At 68.6% G+C, this 18,594-nt stretch carries 16 protein-coding genes; 13 read left to right on the top strand and 3 right to left on the bottom strand.

The features are described 5' to 3' along the window. Positions 1 to 146: 146 nt before the first annotated feature. Complete coding sequence (locus AB1L88_RS17150; protein WP_367097901.1) at positions 147 to 1,019, bottom strand: serine/threonine-protein kinase; 873 nt, start codon at positions 1,017 to 1,019, stop codon at positions 147 to 149. 414 nt (positions 1,020 to 1,433) lie between these two features. Between AB1L88_RS17150 and AB1L88_RS17145 the strand changes: the two genes are divergently transcribed. The 13 genes from AB1L88_RS17145 (at position 1,434) to AB1L88_RS17085 (ending at position 16,315) form a co-directional block, all read left to right on the top strand. Next, a complete protein-coding gene (locus AB1L88_RS17145; RefSeq protein ID WP_367097900.1) occupies positions 1,434 to 2,693 on the top strand; it encodes a hemolysin family protein in 1,260 nt (419 codons plus the stop codon). Positions 2,694 to 3,189: 496 nt separating this feature from the next. Further along, complete coding sequence (locus AB1L88_RS17140) at positions 3,190 to 4,356, top strand: Gfo/Idh/MocA family oxidoreductase (RefSeq protein ID WP_367097899.1); 1,167 nt, start codon at positions 3,190 to 3,192, stop codon at positions 4,354 to 4,356. Then, complete coding sequence (locus AB1L88_RS17135) at positions 4,356 to 4,931, top strand: hypothetical protein (protein WP_367097898.1); 576 nt, start codon at positions 4,356 to 4,358, stop codon at positions 4,929 to 4,931. Before AB1L88_RS17140 ends, AB1L88_RS17135 begins: the two co-directional genes overlap by 1 nt. Before the next feature lie 76 nt (positions 4,932 to 5,007). Then, complete coding sequence (nikR, locus tag AB1L88_RS17130) at positions 5,008 to 5,499, top strand: nickel-responsive transcriptional regulator NikR (protein ID WP_367097897.1); 492 nt, start codon at positions 5,008 to 5,010, stop codon at positions 5,497 to 5,499. Positions 5,500 to 5,821: 322 nt separating this feature from the next. Further along, the gene (locus tag AB1L88_RS17125; RefSeq protein ID WP_367097896.1) at positions 5,822 to 6,994 is read left to right on the top strand and encodes a Gfo/Idh/MocA family oxidoreductase; all 1,173 of its coding nucleotides are present in this window, start codon (positions 5,822 to 5,824) and stop codon (positions 6,992 to 6,994) included. 692 nt (positions 6,995 to 7,686) lie between these two features. Beyond that, the gene (locus AB1L88_RS17120) at positions 7,687 to 9,699 is read left to right on the top strand and encodes a S8 family serine peptidase (RefSeq protein ID WP_367097895.1); all 2,013 of its coding nucleotides are present in this window, start codon (positions 7,687 to 7,689) and stop codon (positions 9,697 to 9,699) included. A gap of 255 nt (positions 9,700 to 9,954) precedes the next feature. Then, entirely contained in the window at positions 9,955 to 10,410 is a 456-nt protein-coding gene (locus AB1L88_RS17115; RefSeq protein ID WP_367097894.1) for a hypothetical protein, read from the top strand. Between the two features lie 180 nt (positions 10,411 to 10,590). Beyond that, positions 10,591 to 11,988: a neutral/alkaline non-lysosomal ceramidase N-terminal domain-containing protein gene (locus tag AB1L88_RS17110; RefSeq protein ID WP_367097893.1), complete on the top strand. Its 1,398-nt coding sequence runs from the start codon at positions 10,591 to 10,593 to the stop codon at positions 11,986 to 11,988. A 58-nt stretch (positions 11,989 to 12,046) separates the two neighbouring features. After that, a complete protein-coding gene (locus AB1L88_RS17105) occupies positions 12,047 to 13,309 on the top strand; it encodes a VCBS repeat-containing protein (protein ID WP_367097892.1) in 1,263 nt (420 codons plus the stop codon). Positions 13,310 to 13,313: 4 nt separating this feature from the next. After that, positions 13,314 to 13,643: a tRNA-binding protein gene (locus AB1L88_RS17100; protein WP_367097935.1), complete on the top strand. Its 330-nt coding sequence runs from the start codon at positions 13,314 to 13,316 to the stop codon at positions 13,641 to 13,643. Continuing rightward, positions 13,643 to 14,773, top strand: a complete 1,131-nt coding sequence (locus AB1L88_RS17095; protein ID WP_367097891.1) for an acyltransferase family protein — start codon at positions 13,643 to 13,645, stop codon at positions 14,771 to 14,773. The genes AB1L88_RS17100 and AB1L88_RS17095 overlap by 1 nt, the downstream gene beginning before the upstream one ends. Positions 14,774 to 14,781: 8 nt before the next feature. After that, positions 14,782 to 15,768 carry an NAD(P)H-quinone oxidoreductase gene (locus AB1L88_RS17090; protein WP_367097890.1) on the top strand — a complete coding sequence of 329 codons (987 nt, stop codon included), beginning with the start codon at positions 14,782 to 14,784 and terminating at the stop codon, positions 15,766 to 15,768. A gap of 46 nt (positions 15,769 to 15,814) precedes the next feature. Beyond that, positions 15,815 to 16,315, top strand: a complete 501-nt coding sequence (locus AB1L88_RS17085) for a cupin domain-containing protein (protein ID WP_367097889.1) — start codon at positions 15,815 to 15,817, stop codon at positions 16,313 to 16,315. A gap of 42 nt (positions 16,316 to 16,357) precedes the next feature. Here the strand turns inward: AB1L88_RS17085 and AB1L88_RS17080 are convergent, their stop codons facing one another. Both AB1L88_RS17080 and AB1L88_RS17075 read right to left on the bottom strand, forming a co-directional pair. Further along, positions 16,358 to 17,059 carry an ABC transporter ATP-binding protein gene (locus AB1L88_RS17080; RefSeq protein WP_367097888.1) on the bottom strand — a complete coding sequence of 234 codons (702 nt, stop codon included), beginning with the start codon at positions 17,057 to 17,059 and terminating at the stop codon, positions 16,358 to 16,360. Between the two features lie 118 nt (positions 17,060 to 17,177). Next, positions 17,178 to 18,440: an ABC transporter permease gene (locus AB1L88_RS17075; protein ID WP_367097887.1), complete on the bottom strand. Its 1,263-nt coding sequence runs from the start codon at positions 18,438 to 18,440 to the stop codon at positions 17,178 to 17,180. Positions 18,441 to 18,594 lie beyond the last annotated feature (154 nt).

The raw sequence follows: 18,594 nt of genomic DNA, 5'->3' as shown, positions 1-18,594 counted from the left end.
CTCCCATCTCGTGCGAGGAGGACCCGATCCGAATGGCTTCGATCCAAATCGTTGCACCGGTCGGCGGGCAGAGCCGCCCCCGACCGAGTTTGGAGTGGTCGATTCCGCCCGCCGATCCGCAATGAACTCCCCCACGCGATCCGGCCTCAGGCGGTGGGGGTACCGCGGACGGCGCCGCGGAGGAGGGCGTCGTCGAGCTTCATGTCCTGGACGATGGCGTCGAGGCGCTGGCTGACCTCGTACATGGTCTCGGGGCGTTTGGGGGGGTCGCTCTGGAGGCAGGCGACGAGCAGGCTGTTCAGGGGGGCGGAGATGGCGGGGTTGAGGCGGGCGGGGAGGGAGATCTTCTCGATGTCCCCCTTAGCCCGGCCGCCGACGTTGGCGGGCTGGCCGGTCATGAGGTGGTACATGAGGGCGCCTAGGGCGTAGATGTCGGAGCGTTCGCCGAGGATCTTGCCGCGGATCTGCTCGGGGGCCTGGTAGAGGCGGGTCCCCTTGTATTGCTCGCGGAGCGGGCCGGGGACGAGGGTCAGGCCGTAGCCGAGCAGCTTGACCTCGCCGGCCTTGGTGAGCATGACGTGCTTCGGCGAGAGGTCGCCGTGGCGGACCCCCCGGCGGTGCATGTGGGCGAGGCCGGCGGCGACCTTCTGGAAGACGAGGACCAGTTGATCGAGCGAGAGGTCTTCGAGCTGGTCGAGCGACCTGCCGGGGACGTACTCCATGAGCAGCTCGCCGCGGTCGACGCGGAACCACTTCTTCTTCGACTGGAAGTCGTGGTACTTCATCGGGACCGGGTGGCCGAGCTTGGCCGAGGCCTCGCAGGCGCCTTTGGCCAGGGCGAGGTGGACGTCGGACGACTTGTCCTCGCGCTTGATGACCTTCAGGGCGTAGCGGCGGCCGAGCTTCCCCTGGTCGGCGATGAGCATGATCGTGCCGGTGTCATCGGTGCTGACGATCGACTCGACGAGGTACTTCATGCCCGAAAGTCGCGGACGGTCGTCGCTAGATCCCCCAGACATGCGCGGATTCCTCCCCAGGCGAGCAGATGCAAGGCGTCGAGGCACCCTTGACCTCGGTCGAAGACGACATCCCTCGATCTTACCGATGGACGGGGCCAACGCCAGCGGGAGCCGGCGCGGAGGGGCGGGGATCTCCGGTTCGATCGGCGGGGGTGTCCCGGGGATCGGGGGCGGCGTGCCCCCTCGGCGCGACGCCCGGGAGGGGATCGACGCCGGGTCTCGCGGCCGGGGAGGTCGGGAGGAGCCGCGTCCGGCCGGGCACCGATCCCGGGGATCGCCCCGGGGGGGCAGGGTTGCGTCGGCTCGGGACTTGCTGAACACTGGCCTCCCTTGGGTTGCCACCGCCCCGGGGCGACCCGCGGCCCAGAACTCGACAGCACCGGCCTCGGATGCGCCGGATGGGAGAATCCCCGGATGATCGTCCTGATTGTCAGCGTGGTCGCCGCGCTCTCGATTTCCGCACTCTGCTCGCTGCTGGAGGCTTCGCTGCTGAGCCTCACGCCGAGCCAGGTGGGCGAGGTCGCCCGGCGGCATCCGGCCTCGGGAGAGCTTTGGAGGAGATTCAAGGCTGACGTCCAGCGACCGATCGCGGTGATCCTGATCCTGAACACCGCGGCGCACACGATCGGGGCGACCCTCGCCGGGGCCGAATTCGAGGAGCAATTCGGGGAGGACGGGATCATCTACTTCTCGATCCTGTTCACCTTCCTGATGCTCCAGTTCACCGAGATCCTGCCCAAGACGATGGGGGTGCGCTACAACCGACAGCTCGCCCCCTGGATCGCCCGGCCGCTCGCGATCCTGATCAAGGTGCTCTCGCCGGTGCTCTGGCTGATCCACTTCATCAACCGCCCCTTCGAACCCCGGCGCAAGAAAGGGGAGCAGCCCGACGCGACGATCGAGGAGATCACGGCGCTGGCGGGGCTGGCGAGGCTATCGAACCTGATCGGCTCGCACCAGGAGCGGATCATCAAGGAGACGACCCGGCTGACCTCGCGATGCGTCGGCCAGCTGATGATCCCGGTCGAGGATGTCGCCTTCCTGTCGACGGAGCAGACGGTCGACGAGGCGATCGGCAGGGCGCAGGCGACCCCTCATACGCGGTTCCCGGTCTGCGAGGGATCCGACGCGGATCGCGTGCTCGGCTACGTCAACTTCAAGGACCTGATCACGCATTCCCGGAGCGGGTTCGAGGTCGGCAGCCTGGGGGAGATCATCCGGCCGATCCACGTCACGACGCCGGACGAGCAGGCCTCGGACCTGCTGAAGGTGTACGTGGAGCAGCATGTTCACATCGCCATCGTCCGGGACGACGACGGCAAGACGCTGGGCCTGATCACGCTGGAAGACATCATCGAGGAACTCGTCGGGGAGCTGGAGGACGAGTATCCGGTAAGCAGCCTGCCCCGGATGTTCCAGCCGAGGGGGGACGGGGCGTGGCTCGTCGGCGGCGGCGTGCCGGTGGGAGAACTGGCCGATCGCCTGGACGTGCCGCTGACGGACGCCGAGCTTACCGTCGCGGCCTGGCTTGCCGGGCGGCTCGGCCAGCCGCCCCGCCCCGGCGCGACGTTCCGGGAAGGGGGCCTGGACTTCTCCGTTCGTCGCATCCGCCGGGGCCAGGTCTTCGAGGTGCTGGTCCGGTCGGACACCGGCGAAGGAGGGGCGGGGCGATGATCGGCGGCGAGCGGCGAGGTCCTGCCCCGGCCGCGACCGAGGGGGTCGGGATCTGCCCGGTGGGATTGCCCGACGCCCGGGGGAGGCGGCGCGGCGGGGCCTTGCGGTCGGCGAGATGCGGCGCTAGATTGGCCTGTTCGCGGGGGCCAGTCGCCACGAGACGGTCTTCGCCTCGGGCGATTGCGCTCATGTCTTCGTGACCGTTCGGAGCGACGGCGTGGGACGGGGGCCGGTCAGCTCGCGGCCCTGGGCCGAGTCGGCACGCCCCCCGATCCGGCAGGCCGAGAGGTCGCGCCGGACGGGCGCAACCCGCCCGGGTCCGGGTGCGGGCGATGGGGGCCGGGCTCGCATCGCGGCACCCGCCGGGCGACGGGCGGGCCGCTGGGAAGGGCGGGCGCCGCCGGGCCGTCCGTCTCCCGTCGCGACGACCGGAGTGCTCCGAACCGATTTGATCCGACGACCGACCGACCGACCGACCGAAGAAAGGGTGCCGAACATGGGTCGCAAGCTGCGCGTGGGGATGGTGGGGGGCGGTGGCCCGGCGAACTTCTTCGGGGGGCCGCACCGCCGAGGGATCCTGATCGACAACTCGGCCGAGCTGACGGCCGGCGCCCTGCGGTCGAACCCGGAGGAGGCGATCGCCTCGGCCAAGGAGCTGCACTTCGCCCGGGGCTACGGCGACTGGCAGACGATGATCGATGAAGAGTCGAAGCGAGACGACGGCATCGACTACGTGACGATCGTCACGCCGAACGATGCGCACTTCGGCCCGGCCGAGGCCGCGGCGAAGGCCGGCATGGGAGTCCTCTGCGAGAAGCCGCTGGTGATGAACCTCGACGAGGCGAGGCGGTTGCAGCAGGCGGTCAACGCCAGTGGCGTGCCCTTCGTGGTGGCCTACACGTACACGGCCTTCCCGATGGTGATGATGGCCCGGGCGATGGTCGCCGACGGCAAGGTGGGCGAGGTCCGGAAGGTGGAAGCCTGGTATCCGCAGGGGTGGCTGGCGAGCAATCGCGAGGCGACGGCCGACGCCGCCGGGCAGAAGCAGGCGTCGTGGCGGGTCGACCCGAAGAAGTCGGGGGCCTCGGGCTGCGGCGGCGACATCGGCACCCATGCGTATGAGTTCGTCCGATACGTGGCGGGCCTGACCGCCACGAAGGTGCAGGCGAGGCTCAAGACGTTCGTGCCCGGCCGGGCGCTCGACGACGACTTCACGGTGCTGGCCGAGCTGGACAACGGCGGGATCGCCACGATCACCGCCAGCCAGGTGACGATCGGGGCGCAGAACGACAACGGCTTCCGGATCGTCGGCACCGAGGGGACGCTCGAATGGTCGATCACCGATCACAATAACCTGAAGTACCTCCGGGGGGGCGAGCCGGTGCAGGTGTATCGGCTCGGGGGCATGTACACGTATTTCCCCTCGACGATCACGCCGTTCATCCGGGTCCCCGAGGGGCATCCCGAGGGCTTCCACGAGGCGATGGCCAACCTGCACCGCTGCCTGGAGTGGCAGATCCGGGCGAAGCTGGGCGAGGACGCCCCGGAACACATGCACCTGCCGGGCATCGCCGACGGCGTGGCGGGGATGGCCTTCATCGAGGCGGCGGTCAGGAGCGCCCAGCAAGAGGGGGCGTGGGTGGACGTCGAATCGGTGGGCTGATGGTCCGGTTCGACCCGGAGTCGGGCGGCCTGCCCGCGATGGACGTGGATGAGGGCGCGTCGGACGGGGATCGCCTGGTCTTCGTCCGACCGGCCCGGCGATCGTGCGGACTGACGCTCGGAGTCCTCGGTACGGCGCTGCTGATTGCGAGCGGTCTCACGGCCTTCGGTCGGGGGAGGTCGGAGGCGATGGCGGTGCTGGCCCTGGGCGGCTTCGGGGCGGTCGCGTTCCTTGGCCTGGGCGCGGTCATGGCGACGATCCGCGGTCGGTTGATCGTTGACAGGGGGCGGGGCGTTCTGATCGGATCGTGGTGGTTCCTGGGGATCGAGAACCCGACGAAGGTCGCCTTCGGCGAGCCGCTCCGGGTCGGCTGGTCGCGCGAGGTGCACACGACCACAGACGGGGGCGTGTCGCGAGAGCGGATCTCGTTCCCCGTCTGGCTGGGCTCGGACGTCGGTGGGACCGCGCGGCTCTGGCGGGTCTTCGATGCCGCCGAGGAGGAGGACGCCCGTCGCCTGACCCGTGTCCTGGGCGAATTCCTCGGGGTCGGTGCCCCGTCCGGACCGGGGGCGTGACGGCCTGAATCGACGGGTTGGTCGGCGCGGGATGCCGCGGGGCCGATCTCGGGACACGGTGTTCCAGGGATGTCCGATGAAAGAACCGCTCGTGCGCTTCAGCGTCGCCATCGGGGGCGACCTGCTGGAGAAATTCGATCGCTACCGGGAAGAGCACCGCTATCCGAACCGATCGGAGGCGGTGCGAGGCTTGATGCGAGCGGCCCTGATCCAGGACGTCGTGGCGCAGGACGATGCCGAGACGATGGGGGTCCTGACCCTCGTCTACGACCACCACAAGAGCGGGATCGCCGACCGCTTGAACGACCTGCAGCACCAGCACTTCGACCACGTCGTGACCACGACCCATGTCCATCTCGACCATCACCGATGCCTGGAGGTGATCCTGCTGCGGGGGACGGTCCGCCTGGTCCGGGACATGGCCGACGCCTTGATCGGGACGAAGGGGGTCGAGACGGGCCGCCTGGTGCTCGCCCCGGCCTCGGCGATTGTCGATCCGGAGCACGGGCACGGGCACGCGCATGAGCATGGCCATGAGCATGGAGCGGACGCCACGGGGGCGGGATGACCGGACGGGGAGCGTTCCCGCGCGTTCCGGCGGCCGGGAATCACGGTCGGGGCCGTTGCGGTTGACGTCGCCGTCGCAGGGTGGTTGTGGAACATCGTTTGAATTCCGCGACGAACGAGGCGGGGCCTAGGCGGGGGCCGGATGGTCGGCTATGGTGTCTGGGAATCGGGAAAGGCGGCGCGACGCCGCTTGAATGTGCCCCCGAGGCGGCGGCCGGAGGCCCCGTGCGAGCCGAGTGGGGCGGTGAAGTCGGGATCGAATCGACTCGGGCCGGGGGCCATCGAGCCGCGTCCGGGGTCCGAAGTTTCTGGAGCCAGTTCTCATGGGTGCCCCCATTTACTTGAAGGATGCGCCGAAGGTTGCCCTTATCGGCGGCGGGTTCATCGGGCCGGTCCACTGCGAGGCGCTCCGCCGGATCGGCGTCCCGGTGGCCGGGGTGCTGGAGATCAACCCCGAGCTGGGGAGGCGGACGGCCGACCGGCTAGGCATCCCGAAGGTCTTCACGGATCTGGATGAGCTGATGGCCGATCCGGAGATCGGGTCGGTGCACATCGCCTCGCCGAACTTCGTGCATTACGAGCAGGCGATGGCGGCGCTCGAGGCGGGCAAGCACGTGCTCTGCGAGAAGCCGCTCGCGCTGACCTCGGCCGAGACGGGGGAGCTGGCGAAGGCCGCCGCCGACCGGCCGAAGCAGGCCGCCGGGGTGAACTACAACGTGCGGTTCTACCCGCTCTGCCACGAGATCAAGGCCCGGATCGCCCGGGGCGACCTGGGTCAGATCCTCTCGATCACCGGGTCGTACTCGCAGGACTGGCTCCTGCAGCCGACCGACTACAACTGGCGGGTCGAGCCGGACGGCGCGACCAACCTGCGGGCGGTCTCGGACATCGGCACCCACTGGATGGACCTGGCCCAGTTCGTCAGCGGCCTGAAGATCGAGCGGGTCATGGCCGACCTGGCCATCTTCCACCCCGAGCGCCGCAAGCCGGTCGGGGGGTCGGAGACGTTCACCGGGTCGGCCGCGGCCGAGCGCGCCACCGAGCCGGTGACGATCCTCACCGAGGACTACGGGGCGGTGGTGATGCACTGGACCGGCGGGGTTCGGGGCGTCTATCACGTGACGCAGTGCCAGGCGGGCCGGAAGAATCGCCTGTCGCTGGAGATCTCGGGGACCGAGGGCTCGATCGTCTGGGACAGCGAGACGCCGAACCGGATGTGGATGGGGCGTCGGGGCCGCCCGAGCGAGCTGTTCGAGCGCGACCCGTCGATCATGGACGCCTCGGCCGAGGCCATCTCGCACTATCCCGGGGGCCACGCGGAAGGCTTCCCCGATGCCTTCAAGCAGCTCGCCCTGTCGTTCTACGGCTGGATCGCCGGCGGCTCGGCCGGCCCGGCCCCGTTCCCGACCTTCGCCGACGGTCATTACGAGGTGCAGCTCTGCGAGGCGATCGCCCGGAGCGCCAGGGCCGGGAGCTGGGAACCCGTGATCGCGTAAGAAGACGCCGCCGCACCGCCCCCGAAACCCTCGAAGGACAGGCTCTCCGACCGCTCGGGGCCTGTCCTTTCGTATTGGGTGCCGGCCGCGATCGGACGCCAGGGGCGGGCAGCGAGTCTCGATCCGGGACGGTCATGCATCTGGCGAGTTTAGCGAATTTAGGACATTTGACGAGCAGAGGGGTTGATATTCTCCCCATTTTACGGATATTAGGCATTCTTCCCAAAGCAAGCGATTCCTGAAATCCGATCGTCGGAGCCGGAAATCGGGAAACTCGCGACTGGTTCGATTGCATCGCTCGAAAGCGCGACCTATTGTTGGACGGACCCGCGGAGACCCCAGGGGGGCCCTGGGACGACCCGGGGGAGCCACCAGGTCCGATCCGTCCCTCGTGGTCGTTTCCGCTTCAAGGAGTCCGCGAATCAACCTGGGGTGGAGGATTCGTTCCTTCGCGAATTCGCCTTCCCGGATCTCCAGCCCTGGGACGCGTCAAGGACGCCGCGATTCCAACGCGACAGCACCATTGATTGCACACCTGGGATTGAACAGTCATGCCACGAACGGCTTCTCGCTCGCGATGCGCGCCGAGGGTTGAGGCGCTGGAAGCTCGAGCACTCCTCAGCACCCTGGATTGGTCGACCCCGGCGGCGGGTCCGCCGGTGGAATCGGCCTCGGCGGAAGCGTCTCGGTCCATGCTGGTGCGGGTCGTCGACGGGGTGAACCCGGCGGCGGTCCAGCGGGTCTACCGGTCGCTCGGTGCCCGGGTGGTGCAGACGTTCCCGGATGGCCCGTCGCTGGTCCGGTTGCCGACCCAGGTGGCGCGCGATGCCGCGGTCGGTCGGCTCAACGGCCGTCCGTGGGTCGTCTACGCCGAGCCCGACGAGCTGATACTCCGGCCATCGGTAGCCCGGGTGACGCCGAACGACCCGTCGTTCGGCCAATTGTGGGGGCTGAGCAACGGCTCGGGCTCCGGCATCCAGGCGCCGGAGGCCTGGGCGGCGGCCGGCGGGGGGAGCTCGGTGGTGGTGGCGGTGCTGGACACGGGCATCGACCTGAGTCACCCGGATCTGGCCGGCCGGTTGTGGGTCAATCCCGGCGAGCGGGCCGACGGGGTGGACAACGACGGCAACGGCCTGGTCGACGACATTCACGGCTGGAACTTCATCAGCAACACGGCGGACGTGGGGGACGACAACGGCCACGGGACGCACGTCTCGGGGACCATCGCCGCGAATTTCAACAACGGGATCGGCGTGGCCGGGGTCGCCTGGGACGCGAAGATCATGCCCCTGAAGGTGCTCGACGCGGACGGGAGCGGCCGGACCTCCGAGGCGATCAAGGCGATCTACTACGCCGCGGAGCAGGGCGCCCGGATCATCAATGCGAGCTGGGGAGGCCCCAGCTACACTCAGGCATTGAACGACGCGATTCGGAGCGTCGGCCAGGCCGACCCGGCGACGGGGCGGCTCGGCACGGTGTTCGTCACGGCGGCGGGCAATGAAAGCGTGAACAACGACGTCCGCCCGAGCTATCCGGCGAACATGAGGGCGTCGCATACCATCACCGTCGCGGCGACCGACCAGTCGGGGGGCCTGGCGTCGTTCTCGAACTTCGGCAGCCAGACGGTCGATGTGGCCGCCCCGGGGGATCGGATCTACAGCACGGTGCCGGGCGGCTACGCGCTGTATTCGGGCACCTCGATGGCGGCGCCGCATGTGAGCGGGACGGTGGCCCTGGCGGCCTCGATGTATCCGAACCTGACGGCCTCGCAGCTCGCCCAGCATGTGATCGCCTCGGCCCGTCCCGTGTCCGGCCTGGCAGGCAAGGTCGTCTCGGGGGGGCTGGTTGATGCGTACGCGGCGGTGACGACGCGGCCGGCAAGCCCGGCACCGACCCCGACGCCCACGCCGACACCGACCCCGACTCCAACCCCCACCCCGACACCCACCCCCACCCCGACCCCGGCGCCGACTCCCACGCCGTCACTGCCCGAATCGACGGTCATCGATCCGTTGCCGCTCTATCCGGTGCCGATCGCGGGGCCGGCGAGTGATGCGTTGGTGCGGGCGACCTTGATTTCGTCGGACGAGTTTTACCTGAATGCCGGGGCCACGCCGGAATCGTACCTGACGCGGCTGTATCAGCTCGTCCTCGGGCGGCAGCCGGAGGCGAACGGGCTGGAGCACTGGGCGGCTCGGCTTCGATCGGGTGTCTCGCGGATCGACGTGGCGCTGGGGATCACCTCGTCGTACGAGGCGAATCTCGTGCTGGTGGCGGGCTGGTATCGATCGGACCTGGGGAGGTCGGCGTCGATCACGTCCTTGATGTCCGACCCCGGCGTGGTGAGCTGGGCAAAGATGCTCAGCGGGGGGACCCGCCCCGACGTCGTCCGGGCGACCATCCTGAGTGCTCCCGAGTTCGTGAGTCGTCACGGAGGATCGCCCGAGGCGGTGATTACCGCGGTCTATCGGGCCTTGCTGGGCCGCGACCCCAACACGGCGACCCGCCAGGAAGCGGCCCTGGAGATGCAATCCGGGTCCTGGGACGTTCGGACCTTCGTGCAGTCGGTCCAGTCGATCGAGGAAGCCGCCCTGACCAAGGTGGCCGCCTGGTACCGCTCGGATCTGGGCAGGACCGCGTCGATCCCCGCCCTGAAGTCGGATTTCGGCGTGGTCCACTGGTCGCGATTGCTCGGCCGAGGTTGAGCAGAAAGGCCAGGGACGGCGTCTCCTCGATCGATTCATTTCATGTCTCTGGGAGGTTTCGGCGCGCATCTTGCCGTCAGAGAAGAGTACCGATTGCGGTCCGAGTCGCCCTCGAGGCCCGAGCGCCCGGAGGGCGAGGGCCGCGCCCCTCGCCGGTCCATTCAGCCGGATCTGTCCCTCAGAATCGGCCGATCGGGGCCGGCGAATCGGGACATCCCGTCCCGGTCTCTTTGATGAACCCCCAGGAGCATGATGATGCAACGACGAGACTTGCTCAGCACCGTCGGACTCGGAGCCGCCGCCGCCATGACGATGGGTCCCCGGTCGGCTCGGGCAGACGAACACGAAGGTCAGCAGCACGACCACGGCGATTCCGTCGCCATCATGGAGGTCTGCGCTCGGGCCTGTAACGACGCCGCCCGGCATTGCCTGGATCAACTCCGCAAGGGTGCCGAGAAGGCGGACTACCACGCGACCTCGGTCGATGTGACCACTGCCTGCCAGGAGTTCTGCCTGCTGTCGGCGCAGTTGATGGCCCGCCACAGCGAGCTGCAGACGATCGCCCACGAGGCGAACGCCAGGGCCTGCGACGCCTGCGCCGAGGTCTGTGAGCAGTCGGACGCCCAGGTCATGAAGGACTGCGCCGAGAAGTGCCGCGAGTGCGCCGAGCACTGCCGCAAGATGGCCCGCGAAGGACATCACCACGGATGATCCCCCGCCCGCCCAATGCGATCGCGCCGAGTCGCACGAATCGGCCGGCGATGGCTCTGCCCGAGAGCCGTCGCCGGCCGATTTTTTTTCGTGGCGTCGGGGCCTCGGATCGATCATGCTGGGCGACCACCCGGCGAAATCAACGCACGTGATCGGAGTCGATCGGAGGAGCCAGGGACGATGCAACGTCAGAGTCGGTCAGCGATTGTCATGGGGACCCTGGCCCTCAGCGGGCTATTGATGGGCGGCGTTGCGAGCCAGGCGGCGGAGGTCCGATCGGGGTGGTCGGCCGGCGTGGCGACGGCCGAGATCACCCCCGACGGCCCCGTCTGGCTCGCCGGATACGCGGCGCGGAAGGAGCCGTCGAACGGCGTGCTCGCGCCGATCTTCGCCAAGGCGCTGGCCTTGCGAGACGCCGAGGGGGAGACGGTCGTCATCGTCTCGCTCGACCTCGTGGGGGTGAAGCGCCCGCTGACCCACCGCGTGGCCAGCCTGGTTTCCGAGGCGTACGGCCTGCCGCCGGAGGCCTTGACCCTCGTCTCGTCGCACACGCACTGCGCCCCGCTGCCGAGCGACACCGACGGCCGGGCGCGGGCCTATGGCATCGATGACGAGGCGATGGAGCCGAACCGGGCCTGGACGAAGCGGCTGGAGGGGACGATCGTCGAGATCGTCGGCAAGGCCCTGGAATCGCTGCGGCCGGCCAGCGCGGGCTTCGGCGTGGGGTCGTGCGAGTTCGCCATGAACCCCCGCGAGCCGACCGAGACCGGCTTCAAGATCGGCTCCAACCCCGACGGCCCGGTCGATCATTCGGTGCCGGTCCTGGACGTGACGGGGGAGGACGGCGAGCCGATCGCCGTCGTCTTCGGTTATGCCTGCCACTGCACGACCCTCGGCGGCGACATGCTCCAGGTCTGCGGCGATTACGCAGGCTTCGCCCAGGAAGGGATCGAGGCCGACCGCCCCGGGGCGGTCGCCCTGTTCCTGACGGGGTGCGGGGCCGACTCCAATCCGGCTCCGCGAGGGACCGTCGAACTCGTCCGACAGCACGGCCGGCGCCTGGCCGATGCGGTGGGCGCGGTGCTGGATTCCGAACTGCGGCCCCTCTCGGGACCGATCGGGGCGGCGCTGGTCGAGCCGAAGCTCCGGTTCGCCGGGCCGACCGACCGCGCCTCGTATGAGGATCGCCTCGACGACGGCGGGCCCCGGGCCGCCCATGCGAGGCGGATGATCGAGGACCTCGACGCCGGGAAATCGATCGCGTCCGAGCATCCGTACCCGATCCACGCCTTCGCCCTGGGAGACCTGACGATGGTGACCCTCGGCGGCGAGGTGGTGGTCGATTACGCGATCCGCCTGCAGGAGGAGCTGGCCGAGGCGGATCGGCCGCTCTGGGTCGTCGGTTACGCGGACGATGTCTTCGGCTACATTCCCTCGCTACGCGTGCTGCGAGAGGGTGGCTATGAGGGGGGGGATGCGTTCTACTATTCGACGTTCCCGACCCCCTTCGCCGAGGACGTCGAGCCGCTCATCGTCGACGGCGTGCGCGAGGCGGTGGCAAGGGCTCGGGGCCGGTGATGGACGATCGAGCCGCCTCCCCGGATCGGACGACCCCGCGAGTGATCGAGAGTTTCTCATGAGACGAATCCTCCCCTGCTCCGCCCTGGCATGTCTGCTGACGATCTCCGCGACCGGTACGGCCGATGAGCCGTTCCCCCGGTTCGACATGCAGGAGATCGATCCGCATGCCGGCAACGTCGTCTATTCGCTGACCGTGGCCGACGTGAACGGTGACGGCAAGGGGGACGTGTGTGCCCTGACCGAGGACGCGATCGTTTGGTACGAGAACCCGACCTGGGAGCGGCACGACATCCTCAAGGGGGCCAGCCAGGCGGCCGCGGGGACGAGGAGGGACAACGTCTGCTTCGCGGCGCTCGACATCGACGGCGACGGGGATCTTGATTTCGCCCTCGGGGCCGACTGGAGGCCGACCGACACCGCGGAGGGCGGCACGCTCTACTGGGCGCGTCAGGATTCACTGGAGGACTGGACCCTCATCCCGATCGGCCAGGAGCCGACCGTCCACCGGATGCGATGGGCGAACGTGGACGGCGAGGGGAAGCCGGAACTGATCGTCGTGCCCCTCCAGGGGCGAGGGACCTCCGGCCCTGACTGGGGAGAAGGCAACGGCGTCCGCATCCTGGTGTACTCGATCCCCGAGGACCCGGCCAACGACCCGTGGCCGGTCGAGGTGGCCGACGAGTCGTTGCACACGACGCACGGCTTCGTCGGGCTCGACTGGGACGGAGACGGACGCGAAGAGCTGGTGGTGGCGGCCTGGGAAGGGGTCTTCCGGCTCGACCGCGAAGGGGAGGAATGGAGCAGGGTGAAGCTCGGGTCGGGGAATCAGGAGTCGGCCCCGCACAAAGGGGCGAGCGAGGTGAAGGCGGGCAGGCTGGCCGACGGTCGCGAGTTCATCGCGACGGTCGAGCCGTGGCACGGATTCCAGGCGGCCGTCTATGCGAAACCCGAACGCGACGGCGAGTTGTGGCGCCGGACCGTGATCGACGAGCCCTTGGCATGGGGGCACGCGGTCTGGACGATCGACCTGGACGGCGACGGCGACCAGGAGTTGATCATCGGCCACCGCGACCCGAACCCGGAAGGGGCGGCCAACCCGGCGGCCCCCGGGCTGTACGTGTATGATCCGGTGCCGGGATCGGAGCCGATCGAGTTCAATCGGCACGCGATCGACGTGGGTGGCGTGGCGGTCGAAGACGCGATCGCCGCCGATCTGGACGGCGACGGCCGACCCGAGCTGATCGCCGGGGGCCGGGCCACGCACAACGTCCGCATCTACTGGAATCGCCCGGCAGACGGCTCGGGGGACGATCGCTGAGATGATCGACCCGATCGAAGCCTTCGGGGCGCTCGACCTGCGCGTCGGCCGGGTCGTCCGGGCCGAGCCGAACCCGAAGGCCCGGACGCCGGCCTTTTGCCTCTGGATCGATTTCGGGCCGCTCGGCGAGCTGGCGACGAGCGCCCAGTTGACGGCCCGATACCGGCCCGGAACCCTGGTCGGCCGCCTCGTGGTCGCGGCGGTCAACCTGGGGTCGAAGCGGGTCGCCGGGTTTCGGTCCGACGTTTTGGTGCTCGGCGTCGCGGACGCCGAAGGGAAGACGGTGTTGCTCGGCGTCGATGACGACGTCCCGCCGGGCGGGAGGATCCACTGATGGCGACGGCGAAGGTCCAGGTCGGCACCGAACCGCCCGCGAAACGCATCGTCTCGCTCGACCAGTACCGCGGCTACACCGTGGCCGGGATGCTCGTGGTCAACTTCCTCGGGAGTTATGCCTGGATCGCGGACAACCTGCCCGTGGTCAAGCACCACAACACGTATTGCAGCTACGCCGACACGATCATGCCGCAGTTCTTCTTCGCGGTCGGCTACGCCTACCGGCTGACGCTCTTGAAGCGTCTCCGACGCGAGGGAAAGGGTGCGGCGTATGGGCATGTGTTCGCTCGCTGCCTGGGCCTGATGCTCATCGGCTTCCTGGTCTACACGCTCGATGGGAGCGTGAAGTCGTGGGAGGAGCTGAAGGAGCTGGGGTTCTCCGGCTTCTTCGCGACGGCGTTCCAGCGGAGCTGGTTCCAGACGTTGACCCATATCGCCCTCACGTCCATCTGGATCATGCCGGTGATCGCGGCCGGGACGGGGGTTCGGCTGGCATACGCGGCGGGATCGGCGGCCTTGCACCTCTGGCTCTCGCACCTGTTTTTCTTCGAGTGGGCGATGGAGCGGCCGGTGATCGACGGCGGGCAGCTCGGGTTTTTGAGCTGGACGGCGCCGATGATCATGGGGTCGATCGCGTACGACCTGATGGCGGCCCGGGGCCCTCGGGGGGCGCTTCGGCCGCTCGTCGCGTGGGGGATCGCCTTGATGGCGATCGGCTATGGCCTGTCGAGCCTGGGGGGTGTCGAGGGGACGGATGGCGAGCCGGCGATCGGCTGGGCGGCGCCGCCGTTCTTCCCGCCCGAGATCGAGACGAACCTGTGGACGATGAGCCAGCGGAGCGGGAGCGTCAGTTACCTGGTCTTCGCGGCCGGGTTCTCGATGGCGGTGTTCGCGCTGTTCGTGGTGCTGTGCGACCTGGGGACGATGAACGTGCCGCTGTTTCGGACGTTCGGTCGCAATGCGCTGGCGGTCTACATCCTGCACGGGATCGTGTTCGCCGCAGTCAAGCCGTATGTGCCGCGTGACGCGCCGGGGTGGTACGCGGCAGCGGGGTTCGGCGTCGCCTTTGCAATCACGTACGTGCTGGTCCGTCACCTGGAAAAGAACGAGATCTACCTGAAACTGTGAGGATCTCCATGCGAGCCGTCGTCATCGCCCGGGCCGGAGGCCCCGAAGCGCTGGAGGTCCGGGACGTGCCGCGCCCCGAGGTCCGGGGGGACCGGATCCTGGTCCGCGTCCGGGCCTCGGGATTGAACCGCGCCGACACGATGCAGAGCCGGGGGCTGTACCCCCCTCCCCCGGGCGAGCCGACGGAGATTCCCGGCCTGGAGTTCGCGGGGGAGGTCGAGGCCAAGGGGCCGGACGCGATCGGCCCGTTGAAGCCGGGGGACCGCGTGTTCGGGATCGTCGGGGGCGGCGGGCTTGCGGAGTACGTCTGCCTCCCCGAGCGGATGGCGGTGCCGATCCCGGCGGGGCTCGATTGGGCGGACGCCGCGGCCGTGCCCGAGGTCTTCCTGACGGCGTTCGATGCGCTCGATCAGCAGGCGGGATTATGCTCGGGCGAAGCCGTCTTGATTCATGCGGTCGGGGGTGGGGTCGGGTCGGCCGCGGTCCAGCTGGCCCATGCGATGGGCTGCCCGACGTTCGGAACGGCCCGGACCGCGAGCAAGCTGGAGCGGGCGAAGGAGTATGGGCTTGATGTGGGGATCGACACGTCGAGCAAGGATTTCGCGGAGGTGATTCGCGATCGGACGGGAGGTCAGGGTGTTCCCGTCATCATTGATCATATCGGCGCGGCGTATCTCGGGAAGAACCTGGATGCGTTGGCGCGACGAGGGCGCTTGGTGGTGGTGGGCCTCCTCGGGGGGAGGAAGGCGGAGGTTGACTTGCTCGCGCTGCTGAACAAGCGGGCCCGGATCGTGGGGACGACGCTGCGGGCGCGGCCCATCGAGGAGAAGATCGCCGCCACGAGGCGGTTTGCCGATCGGGTGGTCCCCTGGCTCGATCGGGGCCTGGTCCGGCCGATCGTGGACGCCGTCTTCCCGGTCGATCGGATTCGGGAGGCCGCCGATCGCATGGAGTCGAACCAGGGTTTCGGGAAAATCGTGATCACGATGGACTAAGGTTGGAGCAGCAAGACATCACCTTTCCTCCCAAAGGCGACGACCGATGAAGGATGCGACATACTGGATTGATCGGCTCGGCCTGCAACCGCACCCGGAGGGGGGGTATTTCCGGGAGACGTATCGAGCCCAGGACACCATCGAGGCCGGGGCGGTCGGGGGGCGGTTCGCGGGGCCGCGATCGACGTCCACGTCCATCTACTTCCTGCTCACCGCGGAATCGTTTTCATCGCTGCACCGCATGAAGTCGGACGAGGTCTGGAATTTCCACGCGGGGTCGTCGTTGACGGTGCATGTGATCGACCCCGGGGGGGCGTATCAATCGCACCGGGTCGGGCTCGACCTGGAGGCCGGGCAGGAGCCGCAGGCGGTGGTGTCTGCGGGTGCCTGGTTCGGGGCCTCGGTGGACGAACCGGGGGGATATGCCCTGGTCGGCTGCACCGTGGCGCCGGGGTTCGACTTCGCCGATTTCGAACTGGCCGATCGGGAAATGCTGGCGCGCGAGTTCCCCCAGCACGAAAAATTGATCCGCCGACTCACGCGCTGAACGGCCTTGGCCGAGGAACGGGGGGCCGGCGGGTGAGGCTGATCAGTGGGCCTGGGCGAGGGAGTCGGCCTTCGGCTGGTCGTCGGTGAGGAGCAGGCCGTCCTGGATCTCGAGGACGATGTCGTCGGGCCGGATGAACCGGCGGTCGTGGGTGACGACGACGAGGGTGGTGTCCTGCTCGGCCTGGAGACGGCGGAGGATGCGGTAGATCTCGTCGCCGGTCTTGGAGTCGAGCTCGCCCGTCGGCTCGTCGGCGAGGACGAGGACGGGGTTCTTGATGAGGGCCCGGGCGATCGCCACTCGCTGCTGCTCGCCGCCGGAGAGCTGCCGGGGACGATGGTGCATGCGGTCGCCGAGGCCGACATCGGCGAGCAAGGCCTCGGCCCGGGAGCGTTGTTCGGCCGTGATGCCGCGGGGGAGGAAGGGGATGAGGACGTTTTCCAGGGCCGTGAGGTTATTGATCAGGTTGAACGACTGGAAGATGAAGCCGATATGGTCGCGGCGGTAGAGGTTCAACTCGGGTTCGGACATCGCCGTCAGGTCGGCCCCTTCGATCTGGATCGCCCCGGAGCCGGGGCGATCGAGTGCGCCGAGCAGGTAGAGCAAGGTGCTCTTGCCCGAGCCCGACGGCCCGACGATGAAGGCGCAGGAGCCTCGCGGGATGTGGCAGGTCACGCCTCGGAGGGCGTCGACGCGTTGATCGCCGCGGCGGTAGGTTTTCGTGACGTCGATCACGTCGATCATCGCGGGGGCCTCGGTCGGAGCAAAAAGCGGGAGGCGGGATCGCGGCGCAAGGGGCGAGAGAGGGGCGAACTGCCGGGCCGGCGGCTCGGGAAAGCCGTCCGGCCGAGGGGCCGACGGATCAATGCCCGCCCAGTCGAATGGCATCCATGGGGACGAGCCGGGAGGCCCTCCAGGCGGGATAGAGGCCGCCGAGGACCCCCATGACCACCGAGAGGCCCAGGCCGAAGGCGATCAGGCCGGGGCCGATGATCAGTTGCAAACCGCCGCCGATGAACTGGTTGCCGATGGCGACGAGGCCGAGCGTCAGTCCGCAACCGATCAGGCCGGCCCAGAGGCCGAGGTAGGCACTCTCGGCAGTGACGAGCAGGAGCACGTCGCCCCGGGACCAGCCGTTGGTGCGGAGGACGCCGAACTCGGCGAAGCGCTCGGTGGTGCTCATGAGCATGGTGTTGACGATGCCGACGACACCCACGAGCAGCGCGAGGCTGACGATCATGAGCAGGAAGGTATCGAGGTCGCCGAGCAATCGGGTGAAATTCTGGGAGAATTCATCCATGTTGCGGGCATCGATATTGGGGATCTCGGCCTCGATGGCCTCGGAGACCTCATCCATCCGACGGGGGTCGTCGGCCTCCACATAGATGCAGGAGATCTTGGATTCGGGCTCCTTGAGGATGCGTCGGGCGACGTTGATGTCGGTGATGATGACCACGTCGAGGAACATCGAGCCGGTGTCGTAGATGCCGATGATCTCGAAGGCTTCGGCCTCGTCTCCGGAGCCGATGGTCAGCGTCTGGCCGACCTGCTTGGGGGTGCCGTCGGGGTTGGACAGGTCCCTGGCGATCTTGCGGCTGATGACGACGCGGTTCTCGTCGATGTCCCCGCGATTGAGGAAGCGGCCGCCGCCTTCCTCGGGCGGGAGCATGGCCTTGGCGAAGACGGCCGTGTTGAGCCCCTCGTGGCTGGGGATGTCCTGGCCGGAGAGGACGATGGCGTCGAACATGCCTTGCATGCGCTGTTCGCGAGACTCGCCGCGGATGCGCCCGACCAGTTCGCTGGCGGCGGCCTTGGCGATGAGGCTCGAGCCTTCCACCGAGGGGGGGATGCCCCAGACCTCGGGCGCGACGCTGCGGACGTGGGGGAGCTGCGCGATCCGCTCGACGTAGTCCGCTTCGAGGCTGCTGAAGACCGGGCTGGGGGAGTTCTCCCGCAGGACGATGACCCCCTGGATCTGCTTGAGGGTGTCGTCCACCAGATTTTTCAAGCCCCCGGAGACGCTGTAGAGTCCCAGGACGCCGACGATGGGGATCGAGAGCCCGATGAGGGCCAGGATCGTCCGCAGGGGGCGGGTGAGCAGGTTTTTCCAGGCGAATCGCCACATGGTGGGGACCGGTCGCTCTGCAGGATGCGAGTCACAAGGGGGACCGACCGTTTGAAGCGTCTCGTCAGACGATTCGGCCCATGGATTTGAAGTATTTTATGCGCGGGGCGAGATCGGCCAAGGGCGACCTGTCGGGCCGGCCCGGAAGATCGCC

The sequence above is a fragment of the Tautonia sp. JC769 genome, from assembly GCF_040717455.1.
Classification (GTDB): Bacteria; Planctomycetota; Planctomycetia; order Isosphaerales; family Isosphaeraceae; genus Tautonia.
Note: the sequence above shows the minus strand (reverse complement) of the source record. Positions and strands in the feature narration are given on the sequence as shown.